Raw genomic sequence first — 14,811 nt, 5'->3', positions numbered from 1 at the left:
CAGGAAGTGAGAGCCGGACTCCACCTTCAATTTCTTCTATAGAAATCATTGATTTATTGAGAATTACAGTAACAGACCCACTGGCACTCGGAGCACATTGCGCAGCAACGATTCCAAAATGACTATTCGGATCTTCAGGACAACGAAACGTGAGCGCGCCAGTCCAAAGCTGCCTATCCATGATCCCTCTCCATGTTTAGACTAGTCACAACCGCTGGTGGGCGGCGGATTCCTGCGAACATGTGGCTGCTCATCGTACGGAAGAGGAGCTTTGCCGTCGAGCAATTTATTGAGCGTGTTCAATCCCTTGTCCCCCACGTTCTCGGGATGAGTTTGGCTCAACCCAGCCTCTTGTACAACATAGAGGGTGCGATTATTAAGCGTAACCCAATCGTCATTCAACTGCATGACCTTTAGTTCCAACCCCTCTGGCAGTCTCCCTAGATCCCTTGTCTCTGCGATAGCTTCAGACAGCGGCCTACCTGCCCAATCACCATGCGTGAAGGTCTCTCCTATTGAGTCTTGAGTAAACAAGATGTCCCAGGGGTCTATGAGGCCAAGAGGGTCGATATTCAACGTTGGATTGAAGGTGTATCGATAAGAGTTAATTCCCCCGAGTAGCCGGATTGGATCTTGGCTAACATATCTGCCACTTTCAGGGTCGTAGTATCGGAATCTGTTGTAAAAAAGTCCTGTCTCCTCGTCCTCGTATTGCCCCGGCCAGCGCCAAGGGCACGAGGTGCGCGCCATATCAGCCCGCGCCACTCCATAGGTGTTGAGCTGCGCCCTCCAAGCGATCTCGCCCGCATCGTCAAATATTGCAAGTGGCACGCCCAGATGATCCGTAACAACGCCATAACGTTGCTCTCCGTCGGTCTTTGCAACTGGCGCGAACGTGTCAGGCTCAAACTCCCATGTGGTTACTCCAAGCCCTGGTCGCACCTCGTGCACAACATCATTGCCATCCCAGACGTATGTAGTCATTTGCCCGCCAAAGTGCTTACCCACCCGCCGTCCCAGGGCATCGTACACAAATGTTACGAGCTGCCCATCGGGTCGCACGACTTCACGGAGCTGGCCAGCCCCGTCCCACTGATAGGCCCAGCGGTTTCCACCAGGAAGCAGCTTCTCGATCAGGTTCCCGTCATCATCGTGCAAACAGGTCACGCCGTCAGCTCGTTTGAGCACACCGCCATGAGCGTAGGTGCGATCAGAGCGATCGGGCGTCCGAAAGAGATTACCGGCAGGGTCCGGGACACGGTATTCCGTCACATCAGCCGCGTGATGAGCAGCCACCAAGTACGAACGCCGATCATGCTCGTAGTGGGTGATGCCTTTTTGCGCGTCGGCAATCGCTGCAATCTGCTCATCCGAGCGCCATGTGTACGCACGATGGAGCTTCTGCTTGCCGATATGCAACACCTGATGCACCGCAGGTCGCCCCGCGATGTCATGATCCCAGCGCGCCACCACGCCGCCAGGAAGCTGTCTCTCGATCTCTGCGCCGGTGGCGTCGCGCGTGATGCGCATCGACCAGGGAGCGCGCTCCGGGCGCACGCCCCCGTGCAGCGCCACCGGGTTGAAGTCCATCCATGCCTCGTCCGGCAGGACTGCCAGCCCACGCAGGCGGCCGTTTCCATCGATGTCATAGCCCGTCACGTGTCCGAGGCTCGTGCGGCGCAGCACGCGCCTCCCCGCGGCGTCGTAGCGGCTCTCGATGGCGATGTCGCCCACCCGCTCCACGGTCACACGACCGAGCGCGTCCCTTTCGAACAGCACGTCGGCGTCAGCATTCCGGGCGCGCACCAGGTCGCCGCGCGCATCGTAGACGAACAGCACCTCTTCGGGAGGGGGCAGCGGGCGGTCCGGGGTCGGCCTGCCGGGGACGAGTTGACGGATGATGCGGCCCAGTGCGTCGCGCTCCAGCCTGGTGATCTTCTGGAGACCGTTCACCGACTCGATGCAGCGGCCAGCGCGGTCGTACCGGAACGCCAGCGTCCGACCATCGAAACCCACTTCACGCACCACCCGCCCGGCCAGGTCGACGTCGAGTCGGTAGGTCTCGCCCAGTTGGTTGGTGAGGCCGACCAGGTCCTCCTCGACGTCGTGATGGTAATGGACGGAGTATCCCTCGCCGTCGATCTGCTCCACCAGCCGGTTGAACCCACCGTAGCGGTACCGGCTGGTGTTGCCCAGCGTGTCGATGCGCTCGACGAGGTTGCCCTCGGGGTCGTAGGCGCGGCGCTCGACGCCTCCATCCGGAAAGCGAAGCTCGCTCAGCCGGCCGCATGCATCCCACGTCAAGGCGGTCTCTCTGCCCGCGGGATCGGTGTACGTCAGAAGCCTGCCGAAGTCGTCCCATGCACGGCGGGTGCGCCCGCCTTCCGGATCCCTGGTCTCGGCCAGCTCGCCGCGGTCGTCGTAGATGAACGCGAAGGTCTGGGCGAGGGGGTTCTCGCTCTCCTTCAGCAGACCGCGCCGGTCATGGTTGTATCGTCGCGCGTGGCCGAGGGGATCGGTTAGCCGGGTCGGCTTTCCTCGATGATCATACTCGACCTTCCAGCGGCTCCCGGCCGCATCGATGACGACCTCCGGGAGGTTGAAGGCATTGAATGCGCGCCGCGTCTCCTCGCCGAGCGTGTTTCTCTCCAGGATGGTATTCCCCCTCTCATCGTATTCCCACTCGGTCCGGTTCCCCAAACCGTCAATCTCTGCGACCTTGCGGCAATGCTGGTCCCACTCGTAGCGCTTCTCCACGCCAGTGGGATCGATCTCCCGATCGACGAGCCCCGCCTCATTCCCGAAGTAATGCGTGCGCCCACCCCTCCCGTCATCCACGATGGTCGTGTGGCGTGCCTTATCGTATCGGATGCGCCTGTCGTAAATCCCGTCATCGCCCCAGGTCCGGACGCACCAGCCGTCGGGGTTCTCCCAGTCGTATTCGAAGTAGAACGAGAGCCCGTTCTTGTTGGTCTCGCGGACCAGCACGCCACCGCGGTAGACGTACCGCATGGTGTGGCCGAGCGGGTCTGTCACGCCGACCAGGAATGCGCCATCGTAGCTATAGCGAGCGAGCGTGACCTGGTTGCAGGAGATGCTCGCCAGGCGACCCTCCGGCGTATGCGCCACCTCCAGTCTGCGGCCAACACAGTCGAGGATCTGCCGCAGCAGTCCTCGCTCGTAGGTGAGCTGGATCGTGTTGTTGCAGCGGTCCGAGACGCGGAGCAGCAGGAAGGTGCTGCTGCGCTCGCCACCCCGCGGGGCAGCGCCGGGCATGGTGCTGAAGTCGTACGCGATGCCATCCCAGGTCGTGAGCCGGTATCCGTGCTCGGTCCGGGCCAGGGTGTATCGATCGAGGTCGTCCCACAACGACTGTCCGGGTTCGAGACGGTCATGGAGGCGCTCGCGGCCATCCGCGAGTCGCACGCGCACCTCGATGTCGTCCTCGATCACATGGGCGTCGAGGGGATGGTGCCAGCCCTGGCCGAGGGGCCCGACATAGCGATCCCGGCTGTAGTAGTTGCATTCGAACGTCAGCGGCAGGGGCCCGGGGAGGTCGACGTCGATCCTGTCGGTCAGGACCATGCCGGTCATGACGTCGACCGGGTGGCCCGTCAGGAAGCAAATGAGCTTGCTCAGCCAGGAACCCTCGGCAGCTTTCGTGACCTTGTGGAGCACCCCGGAGAACCACTTGGTGCGGATCCCTCGGGTGATCGCTGCCAGCCAGTCCACGGCTTCCGGGCCGCCGACGTTCACGGGATCGCCCGTCGCGACCGCCAGGCACAGGGAGGTCGGCAGGTTGAGCGGGAAGTTGCAGCTCGCCACCATCGAGCCGTTCCGGCTCTCGGACATGCCCTCGAACTTCACCGTCTTCGCGCCGGTCACGAGGGTGCCCTCGTTGTCAGGGATGTCTGTCGGATGGAACGAGACGCCCGGGGGCGTGGGGAAGTGCGGGACAGCGACGACATCCGTACCGGTGTTCCCGATGCGGAGCCCGTTCACGAAGACAGGACCGCCGCCGCCGAAGACGGCGGACATCGCAGCCCCGATCAGGACGCCGATCGGGTCGAAGACCATGCCGATGAAAGGGTGAGGGAGCGGCACCGGCGCTGGGGAGGGCGGAACCACAACGAGGTGGAGATCGATGCCGAGGACAGGGTCGAAGAACTTGGCGGCCTGGGGCATGGGGGGATCCTCCGCTGCAGACTCAGGGCATTGCCGGTGTTGACCCTGGCGTGCCGCCGCGGAGGGCAGCGACTGCCTGGATCATCTCGAAGGACAGCTTCGGATCGCGCGCGAGCTTCCCGGTCCACAGGCGGACGATGGGCAGGTGCGCGGCGGCCGGCATCTCCAGTTCCTGGAGCGTCGGTGGGAGCTGCTTGCGGTCGGTGGTGGCGAGAAGTCGCGCGTATTCGGGGGCCGATAGGGGCCGCCCCCGGAGTCGCTCCAGCGCGCCCACGTAGGCCGTGTCGTGCCTCGCTCGGAGCGCGAAGCCGCCGCTCTTCGCTTCGCTGTCGAGGGCCGTCTTCCAGTGCCGCTCGACGGTGGTGAGATCGACCTCTGTCAGCTCCTGCGCCCGGAGCAGCGCCGCCCGCGAGCGCTGTCCCTTGTCCATCTCGGCGGTGAGCTCGGCCCACCGCTCGATGGTGAATGCCTCGGGATCGATGGTGGATGCGGCCGGCTCGACCGCTTGAGACGCTACCGGCTCGGACGTGGTGGGGACCATCACCCCGGCGTTGACGAGGGGAGGCGGCGGGAGTGTCCGCACCTCGCTCTCGGAGGCTGGCCCCGGCTCGTCTTCGGTCGCGGTGACTTGCCCCAGCGGTGGAGGAAGCGGCGCTGCGCCCAGGGGTGGCAACACAGGCTGGCTCGGTCCTGCAACCGGAGGAGGCTCCACGAGAGCGCTCCGTGCCGAGAACGGGTGCTGAGGGGTAGGCCCTCCTGGTCCGGCGAGCGGTGCGAGCAGGGCAGGTGCGCCTGGCCTGGCGATCTGCTCCGGTAGTACGGGTCCCGGAGTGTCTTGCGTGCCGAAAGGCAGAGCTTTCGTCGTCACCACGAGCGGCGCCGGCAGGGTGCCGCTCATGTCGTCATCCTCTCCGGTGGCCCTGGACTCACGGATCGTGACCGACGGTGTCGCGCTCAGGCCCACTCCGACGGTGGCAGGCATGAAGGGGAGAAGGGGGGCTTGGACAGTGGATGAAAGTCCTCCGGTGATGGTCTCGGCCATCGGCTGCGGCAAGCGCTCCGGGAACCCGCCCTCGGGGCGAGGCTCTTCGGACGTGAGGGCCTGTCCCCCACGCGCAGCCGCTCTCTCCGCCGTCAGCGAGGCGAGGTGGGGCCCCTCGGCGGTCAGGTGAACCGAGGCGCCTCCGGGCCGCTCCAGCGGAACCGAGCCTCGCCACGTGACGCAGCAGACCCCGCGATCGGTGTCGATCCACAGCGTGTCGCAGCGGAGGTGAATCGGTTGCTCCGGGTGCGCCGCTCGCCGGAGGGTGGCGTGGGGCACGACCTGCTCGAGCCGGGTCACGAGGCGCGGGTGCTCGGCGTGCAGATGCTCGAGCACGAGGGTTTCGTTGAGCGCGAGGTGATCTACCTGCTGGTCCGCAGGCGCGCTGTTGAAGTAGCTGGCGTCCACCTCGTCGGGCAGGGGGTGCGCGTGCCAGGTCCGGTGATCCCAGAAAGCGGCAGCGCGGCCGAGCTTCTGCATGCGATGCGGCCAGTCGGGGGCGATGGGCCCCATCCCTGCAGGCGGGATGGGGTCACGCAGGCTCGCCATGTCGAGGCCGGGAGGCTGAAGGTTCGGGACCCAGCCCCGCTCTTCCGACCCGTCCAGCGCAGCGACCGCGATTCCCGCAGGGTTCATCGTACCGGGTCCACCAGCGGCGCGCTCCCAGCACAGCGCGACCCTGGAGATCGCCGCAGGCCGCGAAGCCACTCCACCGGGAAGGACGCTCCGATCCCCGTAGATCTCGACGGCTTTGTCGATGGCGCCGAGGGTCAGCCGCGCCAGCATCGCGTGAACGGGCTGTCCCGGCGGCGGATAGGCGTGTCCGGTGACGAGAACATCCACACGCCGCTTGAAGGGCACCAGATCACTGGGCGCCCATACACTGTTCGAGGTGTCCCCGGCCCAGTGGATGTCTTGCAACAGGACATCGTCCTGATCTGGCGCGAGTGGCGAGACGCCAGGGCATAGCTCGTACGTCGTCTTGCACACGACGGTGAGCACCTTGCGGCTGCCCTCCGCTTGCCACACGAATGCGATGGCCGGCAATGCCAGTCGTGACTCCAGCGGAATCGTTTCAATGGGTTGATTGGGCACAGGGATCTCCGCCATGGAGCTGAAGAGTGACCCTCGCGCGCACGCGGGAAGGGAGCGCGAGAATCAAGTGGTTCCTGTTGGGAAGAGGTTCGGCGAGAGCACGCGCGGCGTGGTACGCGGTGCAGGCCGCGGCTCGCAGGCTGCTGTTCCTGGAGATGCAGGACGGTTCCTGGCAGTCTCCTTCAGGGCAGCTCGAACCGAGCATGCCTGCGTGTAACGGCGAGGTCTGTCGCTTCCTCGACATCATCCGCACCTCATGACCGGGACGAGATGCCCGGCAGCGTGGCCCAGCACACACTACACCACAGTCCGAACGCTAGAAACCGTTTCCTGTTCGGCCTGAGGGGGCTCGCGTCGTCCTTGGATGCAGGTCACAACTGGCCTGCAGGCAGAGTAGAGCCGGTTTTCGGGCCACATCTGGCCAGCGCGTCGGCGATGCGAGGTGCCTCGAGGTCGTGTCCCACGGTGGCTCGCGCCTCCGTGAGTCCTCCCAGATCGCGCAGAAGCCGCGGTCCGGGCATGACCTGCCCGCGGTTCACGGTGAGAGGACCGTGAGCTTCCACCAGCGAGTCGCTCCTGGCATGCACTTTGGAGAGGCTTCCGGTCACGGCGGCGTCGACAGGAGGTCCGCGACGAGGCAGCTCGCGGCGTTCGAGGACTTTCCACATCGATGCTGCAGACATGCTCGGGGAGCTCGACTCCCTGGAGCGCGACACGCTGAGCAGAGATCGGAGGCCGTGAATCATGAGCGACAAGTCCAAGCCCGTGCATGTGGAGGAACATGAGAGGTCGAAGCCCTCACCGGTTCCGCCGGACGGGAGAATCTATCCGAAGCCCGGACCGAAGACGGTGCACGTCGAAGAGCACGAACGGTCCCCTCCCGACCTGAAGCCCAAGAAGCCCTGAGCCTGGGGCTCTCGGCAGCGGAATGAGCTGGCGATGGCTCAGAACCCAACACCGATGGTGACGGTGCCCCCTCATCGCGCAGGGAGGGCGGGCAGAGCGCTCGCCAGGGCCTTCACGCGCGCGCGGTAGGCGCGTTCGCGCGTGAACAGCGACGGGTCCTTGCGGAGCTGCAGGACCTGGGGGCTTCCCTGCCGGAGGGTCGTGTGCAGGACCGGCAGCTTGGCGGCGTCGAGCACGTGATGGAGGTGCTGGCGGCGCTGCTTGTTCAGGGGCCAGTCGAGATCCTGGTCCGGGGACTGGAGGAACCGGGAGAGCACCTCGCGGTCGGTGCAAGTGCAGCGCAGGGGGTGCACGATCCTCCAGTCGTCGGGGGCGCGGGCCGGGGCGTCGAGGACTGCGGCGAGGCGCTCGGCGCAGGCGCGGTGGAGGGGGGAGCCGGTGAGGTGGGCGCGGAGCGCGGGGGACCTGGCGAAGCAGGTCTGCATGAGGTGCAGGAAGAAGGGGGTGGAGAGGCGCCGGGACGCGTCGAGGAGGAACGTCATGGTCTGGTCGAGGCAGCCGGAGGCGGACGCGGCGGCGGCGGCGGCGAGGACGTGGGCCAGGTGCGTCGAGGGCTCGGCGAAGCCGTCGAGGTCGAGCCAGGGTTGCTGCAGCTTCAGGGCGGTGAGGCAGCGCTCGCGCGCGGCCTTTGCCTCGCGGTCGAGGAGCCACGTGGCGAGCGCTTCGCAGGAAGGGAGCCGGCTCACGCACAGGGCTTCGCAGAGGTCGGCGAGGCCTGGCGCCCAGAGGGGGGTGTCCCAGGTGGGGCGCTTCGTCCACTCGGTGAAGAGGTCCTTGGCCCACCTCACGCCGTGCTTGTCGACCAGGGTGACGAGGTCGCGGCGCATGGCCTGGTTCTGGAGGCGGTGGGCGCCGAGGGGGTGGAGCCAGGCGTGGGCGTGGGCGGGGTCCTTGATGCGGGTGGAGAGCTTGAGCAGCTTGGCGAAGAAGCGAGGCTCTTCGACGGCTCCGGCCGTGTGCGCCCAGCGGGGGAGGAGGGCCTTGATCCTGGAGGTGAGCGCGGGGGCGCTCGCCGGGGGGAGCGCCAGCAGTTCGTCCACGGCCCACTCGGGGGACACCTGGGCCTTCAGGGCGAAGGTGTTGCTGCGGGGCCACATCACGAAGGCGGCGCGGTGGTACCAGCGATCGACGGTGTTGCCGTAGTTGCCCTGGTAGCCCTCGTGCTCGCTCCGGAACGGCGCGAGATCCTGGCAGGGGCGGGTGAGGGAGAGCTCTTCCGGGCCGACCAGCGCGGGGATGCCCTCCAGGCGCTTGCCTTCGGCGTCCAGCCAGTGGTGAAGCTCGATGTCGGTCTCCTCGAGATCGGTGAGGGTGTAGGCGTCGGTCTCGTCGGCGTCGTCCTCGGCGTCATCCCAGCCATACCCGTAGCGAAGGCCCTGGTGGTCGTCTTCGCACGTCCACAGCTCGTGGACCTCGGCGAGGGCGAGGAAGCAGACGCAGTCGAGGCGCTCGGCGACGGCCCGGAGGGCGGCGACGCGCAGGGCGTCGGCGTTCTTGAGGTGGTCCCAGGAGAGGCTGCGCTGGGTGTACTCGTGGTCGAGGAGGTGGACGAGGCGCTCCGGGGGGGCGGGCTCGGTCTGGCCGTAGCGGCTGAGGAGGGGCACGGCGAAGTGCTCGCGCGCGGCCTCGGTGAGCTGATCCACGAGGTCGGTGTGCGGCGGCGGGGGGGCGTACGTCGAGCGCGCGCCGCGCAGCAGGCGGTAGGTGAGCGCCACCCGGACGCCGCTCTTGACCGGGCTCACCGCGTGGGTGCAGTCGGCGTAGAAGGCGAGCAGGGAGAGGTCCTTGATCTGGCCTTCAAGGCGCCGGAAGGTCTTCTTCTCGCCGCGGTGCTCCACGGTCAGGGTGCCGCCGCTGTACTGCGAGGGCAGGAGCACGACGAGGGTGGCCACCATGTCGTCGCTCTTCTCGGAGTCCTGGTGAGGCTTGAAAAACTGACCCGGCTCGTAGAGGAGGAGCTTGTCGAAGACCGCGTCGAGCGTGCACCCCTCGGGGAAGCCGAGCTCGGCCTGGAGGGTGCGCAGGTGCCTCGCGAGCGCAGGCTTCCAGCGTCGGGTGGCGATCTTCACCTGGCCCGGCGCGATCTCCCAGGTGTTGCGCACGGTGGGGTCGTGGAGCGTCTGCTCGCGCAGGCCGAAGGGCGAGGGGCGCGCGACGCTGCGGAGCTTGCGGGCGTCACGGGGGGTGAGGGGGAAGCGGAGCCGGCCGATGCCCGTCACCTCGACGTCGAGCGTGTCCGCGGGGGCGGCCAGGCGCGCGGCAAAGGTCCCGGGGGCCGCAGACGACCGGCTGACACGAGGACGGTGGCCGCGTCGGCCAGGTGCAGCGGGGGATCGATCTGCTGGTGACCAGGATCCTGGGGTGCGAGTCGTGCGAGCAGGAGTTCAGGACGCTGCCGCGCGGTACTCGTTCACGGAGATCGTCAACATGGGCGTCTACGTCAACTACGAGGCCGGCAACCACAGAGACTGGGGCTGGACGGACCCCAGCTATCTCCATGACATCGTCCTCACCCCGCTCGCGCTCCGGATGGGGCGCTGGGCCATTGCAGGGACCATCGTCCACGAGATCGCACACCTGAATGGCGCCCCCGGCGGGAACGACCACGCGGCAGAGGTTCCCCGGCGCTGATGGAGCCCCAACCCCCGAAGACGATGAGAATGTCCGTGATGGGACGCGTGGCGAGATTCCCGAGCGCCGCCGCGACACGTGCTTGGGGCCATTGTCCGCTTCCCGAGGCGACGGGCGTCAGGCCCGAAGCGGCAAAGCGCTCTGGAAACTGCGGGTGGATCGCGGCGTGGGGGGCCCGACGAGCTTTGCTCGACGGGGGGCGGGGGCGCGAGCCCCTGCCGTGTGAATGAGAACGGCAAGGGGTGCATCGTTGCCGGTGCCGGTGCCAGGGGGCCGATGCGTGTCACGGCCCGGCAGGGCAAGGCGGGGATGCCTCGGGGACCAGGGTGCATCCGTTCGTTCGGAAAAAAGGGGCCTGATAGCACCCCCTCTAAAGGCATTACGCGCTCAACGCCATGCGAAGTGGATGGTCGAGCCGTCCTGCTCATGATGCAGGTTCGTGGGCCAGCCGAGGACATCTTTGATGCGGGCGCTGCCTGCCTCCCAGTAGATGTGCATCGCGGCGCCCATGTCCTCGTACTCGCCGCTGGGCCTCCTGACATCGATCGCGACGGCCTGTGGATGCGCCTCGTCGTTCCTGTCCCTCAGCACGGTGAACACGCGAGGAGTCGCAGGATCGACGCCGGGTAGCGGCTCGGGGTTGGGCTGCACGACGCCGTTCTCGCCGGCTTCAGGGAACTCGGAGCTCTTGAGCGTCATCCGGCGGCCCTCGCGGTATCGGCAGTGAACTGCTTGGAAGGCGTGCCGAAGCCTGCGGCCCAGTAGGCGGTGACGGTGCAGGATGCGCCGATCTTCACCGACAGCAGCCGGTCGCTGAGCGCGTTGTGCTCTCTCCAGACGTCGACCCGGCTGCCAATCTTCGCCAGATAGCCCTGGCCGCCGAAGTCTCGCGCGGTGAAGAAAATCACCTCGTCGAATGCAGGTTCTCGCTTATCCGTTGCCGTGAGTGACATGGGGTTCTCCCTTCACGAAAGACTCGTTGTTCCGGTGGGCGGCCGAGCCTCGGAGAGCTGCACCGCCACCTTGGGTGTGTCTCCCATGTAGATGGCTCTCTGCCCTGGGACCATGGGACCAAGGTCTCATGGCGGTGGACCGCGCCGAGCTTCCCGAGGGTTGCACCGCGCTGCGCCGCGACGATCGCGCACCGCGTCGTGCCCTTCGATGACACGGTGAGCGGGGCGGACATCGTGCGGTTCACGCAGGTCCCGCACGCAGAACCTGAACTAGACTTCACCTCCCGCCATGCGTGTCCGCTACCCACGTACGCCGCACCTTCCCTGGTCGCCTGGCGCGACCCCGGACGACATGCGCGCCGCGGACCTCTCCGGCCTTGAGGGCCAGGAGATCGTGGTCACCGAGAAGCTCGACGGCGAGAACACCACGCTGTACCGCGATGGCTTGCACGCGCGGTCGCTGGACTCGGCGCACCACCCGTCGCGCGCCTGGGTCAAGGCCCTCCATGGGCGCATCGCTCCGCGGATCCCACCTGGCTTTCGCGTCTCCGGCGAGAACCTCTACGCGCGCCACTCCATCGCCTACGACGGGCTGGAGAGCTGGTTCTATGCGTTCTCGGTCTGGACCGGGGAGGACCGCTGCCTGGACTGGGACGCGACCGTGCGCTTCGCGCGCCGCCTGGGCGTGCCGGTCCCGCCGGTGCTGTGGCGTGGGACCATGAACGAGCGCGCGCTCCGAGCGCTGCGCCTCGATCTGAGCCGGCAGGAAGGCTATGTGGTGCGCACGGCCCGAGGGTTCTCGCGCGAGCAGTTCCCCCGGAGCGTGGCGAAGTGGGTGCGCTCGGGCCACGTGCAGACCGACGAGCACTGGATGCTCAAGCCGGTGGTCCCGAACGGCCGCGGCCCGGGCGCGGCGCTGTGGGACGTGCGCTCGGGCGCGGCGCCGGAGGCTGCTGCGTTGCTGCGCGCGCTGCGCCTGCCGGCCGACGCGGGGGAGCCGGCTGGCGCGGGGGAGCCGGCTGGCGCGGGGGAGCCGGCTGGCGCCCGGGGCGAGCGCGCAGACCACGCAGACCACGCAGACCACGCAGACCACGCAGAGGCCGCCGTCCTCGACGCGGCGGCGCGCCTGGATGTCCTGGGCCGCGCCGGCGATGCGCGCCTCGCGGGCGTGCTCGGGGCGCTCTTGCACGGGTGGCCGCGGGTCACGCTGATGACGCACCTGCCGGCGGCGCTCGGGATGCCGCTCGGGCGCAGGGTGGGGGACCTGGTCGGGCTGCACGGGCGGCTCCACGCGCCGTTCCCGGACGAGCGGCGCCGCGCGGGCCTCATGCGCATGGTCCGCGCCGCCGATCTCGGGGCGCTGCACGCGGTCGCGGCCGCCACGCTGGCCGGGCGGCGCGGGCCGGAGGTCGACGCTGCGCGCGAGCAGGTCGCCTGGAGCGAGCTGCACGCCGCGGAGGCGGGCCTGCTGGAGGAGGCGCCGCTCGCGCCGCTCTGCGAGGGGCTGCGCGAGGCGCTCGGCGCGCTGGAGGTGGACGCGCAGGATCGCTGCTGGGCCGAGGCGGCCGAGGCCTGGGTGGAGGGGCGGCTGCACAGCCCCGAGGAGGCCGCGGCGTACGGGTTTCGCTGGCGCGCGGGGCGGTTCCCGCGCCTGGTCGTGACGGTGGGGCCGCCGGGCAGCGGCAAGAGCAGCTTCGTGGAGCGAGCGCTGGCAGGCGCCGCGCGCGTCTCCCTGGACGAGCTGCGCGCCGCGCGGGGGAGCCGCGCCGATCAGGGGGCGAACGCGGAGGTCCTGCGCGAGGGGCTCGAGCGCCTCGATGGGCTCCTCGCCGCCGGTCAGAGCGTGGTCTGGGACGCCACCGCGCTGACGGCGCAGCAACGCTCGCTGCCGCTCTCCGTCGCGCGGCGAAGGGACGCGCTGGTCACCTGCGCGGTCTTCCTGGTGCCCCAGGCCGTGCTGGCCGAGCGCAACGCCCGCCGGACGCACCGCGTGCCGGACGCGGTGCTGGCTGCCCAGATGGAGCGCTTCGCGCCGCCGTATCCAGGCGACGCGCACCGCACCTGGTATATCGACGCCGCGGGCCGCGTCGCCGATTCTGAAGGTACGCTTTTCGGTCCGGAGCGGCCGGAGCGGCCGGAGCGGCCGGAGCGGCCGGAGCGGCCGGAGCGCGAGGAACCCTGAGGACACGCCATGCGCACGAGCGAGGAGATTTACAACCGTATTCGCTGGGACGCGCGCTTCGATCCCGCGCGCTTCGTGCTGGGCATCAACGTGCACGCGGCCGAGCCAAAGCGCATTCCCTTGCCCGCCTTCGTGCCGGGGGGCGACATCCCGTGGCACCGGGTGGTGGTCATCGAGGCCGACGGCGAGGTGGTCTGGGACCGCCTCGCGGGCGTGGATTGCCTGGATGAGACGCAGGCTGGCCTGGTGCGCGCGCCGCAGCGGCTGCGGCCTCCCTTCTTCTCGCCGCGCTCGGGCATGCGCTGGGACCCCGCGCAGGGCTGCTGGGGCAAGGCGGAGACCGCGGCGCCCACCTTCACGCCGGGGGCGACGTCACGGCTGCGGCTGCTCACGTGGAACACGCTGTGGGATCGCTACGACGCCGAGCGCATCCATACGGCGCGGCGCCGGCCGCTGCTGGTCGAGGCGCTGCGCCGCGCGGACGCCGACGTGATCGCGCTGCAGGAGGTCGAGCTGCCGCTGCTCGAGATGCTGCTCGCCGAGGGCTGGGTCCGCGCCGGGTACACGCTGAGCGACGGGCCGCGTGGCCGCGACGTGGACACCGCGGGCCTCCTGCTGCTCTGCCGGCTGCCTGTGATCGAGGTCGGGTGGCACGCGCTGGGGCCGCACAAGGCGGTGGTCGCGATGACGGTGGCGCTCGCGGGGCAACCGCTCGTGGTGGTGGCCACGCACCTGACCAGCGATCACTCGCAGGACGGGCCCCTGCGCCGCGAGGCCGAACTCGCGGCGCTCTCCGCGGGGCTGGGCGCGGTGGAGGGCGATCGGGTGTTGCTGGGCGATCTCAACGACGGCGGACCGGGACCGGCCGCGACGCTGGGGATGAGGGACGCGTGGCTGGAAGCCCGCGGCGCGGACGACGTGACACCCACCTTCGATCCCACGGTCAACCCGCTGGCCGCCGTCTCGTCGCGGAGCGGCCGCGCCCTCCGGCTGGACCGGGTGCTGGTCCGCGGGGCCACGCTGCGCGCCGTGGCCGCAGCGCTGGAGGGGGCCGCGCCGGTCTCGCCGGAGGGCCTGTTCCTGTCCGACCATTACGGCGTCCGCGTGGAGATCTCCGCGGGCGAGGAGGCCGGGGAGGCGCTGGACACCGCGCCGACCGCGCGCACGGCCCTGGCCTGGGTGCCACCCGAGGCGCTCTGGCCCGAGATCCAGGCGATCCGGGCGGTGCACGATCCGCAGGTCGACCGCTGGCCGCCGCACGTGAACCTCCTGTTCGGCTTCGTGCCCGAGTCGCGCTTCGAGGCGGCGCTGCCGCTGATCGCGGCGGCGGCGCGCGAGGTCGGGCCCTTCACCGCGGTGCTCGAGGGCACGCGCGGGTTCCAGCACAGCGAAGACGCCACGGTCTGGCTGGACCCCGCCGCCTCCGGCGCGGCGCCCTGGGCGCGGCTGCACGAGGCGCTCGTGCGCCGCTTTCCGCGCTGCCGGGGACGCGCCGAGGGCTACACGCCGCACCTGACGCTGGGTCGCGGGGAGCGCGGGGAGCGCATGGAGCGCGGGGACGATACGGTGCGCGTTCAAGCCGACTGGGCCGCCCGGCTGGGCCGCCGGGAGGCTTCTGTCGGCGAGCTGGTCCTGCTGTCGCGGCGCGGCGCCGAGCCGATGCAGGCGCGGGCCCAGGTCGCGCTGGGCAGCGGCGCCACGCGCTGGGCGGTCGAGGCCGCGGCGCCTTTCGCTCCCGGCGCCGCAAGCCCCGGCGC

General features: G+C 68.9%; 9 protein-coding genes. 4 read left to right on the top strand and 5 right to left on the bottom strand.

Annotation, left to right across the window (positions count from 1 at the left end):
* Window positions 1-201: 201 nt before the first annotated feature.
* Window positions 202-4,185 (bottom strand): RHS repeat-associated core domain-containing protein, encoded by a 3,984-nt coding sequence (locus CAP_RS32130; RefSeq protein ID WP_044247875.1) that lies wholly within the window; start codon window positions 4,183-4,185, stop codon window positions 202-204.
* 22 nt (window positions 4,186-4,207) lie between these two features.
* Window positions 4,208-6,337 carry a DUF2169 family type VI secretion system accessory protein gene (locus CAP_RS32125; RefSeq protein WP_081865490.1) on the bottom strand — a complete coding sequence of 710 codons (2,130 nt, stop codon included), beginning with the start codon at window positions 6,335-6,337 and terminating at the stop codon, window positions 4,208-4,210.
* Window positions 6,338-7,066: 729 nt separating this feature from the next.
* Between CAP_RS32125 and CAP_RS51215 the strand changes: the two genes are divergently transcribed.
* A complete protein-coding gene (locus CAP_RS51215) occupies window positions 7,067-7,228 on the top strand; it encodes a hypothetical protein (protein ID WP_156041329.1) in 162 nt (53 codons plus the stop codon).
* Between the two features lie 71 nt (window positions 7,229-7,299).
* Here the strand turns inward: CAP_RS51215 and CAP_RS45985 are convergent, their stop codons facing one another.
* On the bottom strand, window positions 7,300-9,507 hold the full coding sequence (locus CAP_RS45985; protein WP_052376418.1) for a 2OG-Fe(II) oxygenase: 2,208 nt from the start codon (window positions 9,505-9,507) through the stop codon (window positions 7,300-7,302).
* Window positions 9,508-9,649: 142 nt separating this feature from the next.
* On the opposite strand from CAP_RS45985, the gene CAP_RS32110 reads away from it, so the two are divergent.
* Complete coding sequence (locus CAP_RS32110; RefSeq protein ID WP_156041328.1) at window positions 9,650-9,919, top strand: hypothetical protein; 270 nt, start codon at window positions 9,650-9,652, stop codon at window positions 9,917-9,919.
* A 387-nt stretch (window positions 9,920-10,306) separates the two neighbouring features.
* Here CAP_RS32110 and CAP_RS32105 read toward each other — a convergent pair whose 3' ends face one another.
* Together CAP_RS32105 and CAP_RS32100 are read right to left on the bottom strand one after the other, a co-directional pair.
* Window positions 10,307-10,618, bottom strand: coding sequence for a hypothetical protein (locus CAP_RS32105; protein ID WP_044247868.1), 312 nt, complete (start codon window positions 10,616-10,618; stop codon window positions 10,307-10,309).
* Window positions 10,615-10,872 (bottom strand): beta/gamma crystallin domain-containing protein, encoded by a 258-nt coding sequence (locus CAP_RS32100; RefSeq protein ID WP_044247866.1) that lies wholly within the window; start codon window positions 10,870-10,872, stop codon window positions 10,615-10,617. The genes CAP_RS32105 and CAP_RS32100 overlap by 4 nt, the downstream gene beginning before the upstream one ends.
* Window positions 10,873-11,161: 289 nt before the next feature.
* On the opposite strand from CAP_RS32100, the gene CAP_RS32095 reads away from it, so the two are divergent.
* Entirely contained in the window at window positions 11,162-13,054 is a 1,893-nt protein-coding gene (locus CAP_RS32095; protein ID WP_081865489.1) for an RNA ligase family protein, read from the top strand.
* A 9-nt stretch (window positions 13,055-13,063) separates the two neighbouring features.
* Window positions 13,064-14,811 (top strand): RNA repair domain-containing protein (locus CAP_RS32090; protein ID WP_044247864.1); only part of this gene is annotated, 1,748 nt, incomplete at its 3' end.

The organism is Chondromyces apiculatus DSM 436, from assembly GCF_000601485.1.
GTDB classification, from domain to species: Bacteria; Myxococcota_A; Polyangia; order Polyangiales; family Polyangiaceae; genus Chondromyces; species Chondromyces apiculatus.
Note: the sequence above shows the minus strand (reverse complement) of the source record. Positions and strands in the feature narration are given on the sequence as shown.

Bases quoted from the DNA above. Each gene is read 5' to 3' on its own strand.
- CAP_RS32130 (WP_044247875.1), bottom strand. From the start codon at position 4,185: ATGCCCCAGGCCGCCAAGTTCTTCGACCCTGTCCTCGGCATCGATCTC.
- CAP_RS32125 (WP_081865490.1), bottom strand. From the start codon at position 6,337: ATGGCGGAGATCCCTGTGCCCAATCAACCCATTGAAACGATTCCGCTG.
- CAP_RS51215 (WP_156041329.1), top strand. From the start codon at position 7,067: ATGAGCGACAAGTCCAAGCCCGTGCATGTGGAGGAACATGAGAGGTCG.
- CAP_RS32105 (WP_044247868.1), bottom strand. From the start codon at position 10,618: ATGACGCTCAAGAGCTCCGAGTTCCCTGAAGCCGGCGAGAACGGCGTC.
- CAP_RS32100 (WP_044247866.1), bottom strand. From the start codon at position 10,872: ATGTCACTCACGGCAACGGATAAGCGAGAACCTGCATTCGACGAGGTG.
- CAP_RS32095 (WP_081865489.1), top strand. From the start codon at position 11,162: ATGCGTGTCCGCTACCCACGTACGCCGCACCTTCCCTGGTCGCCTGGC.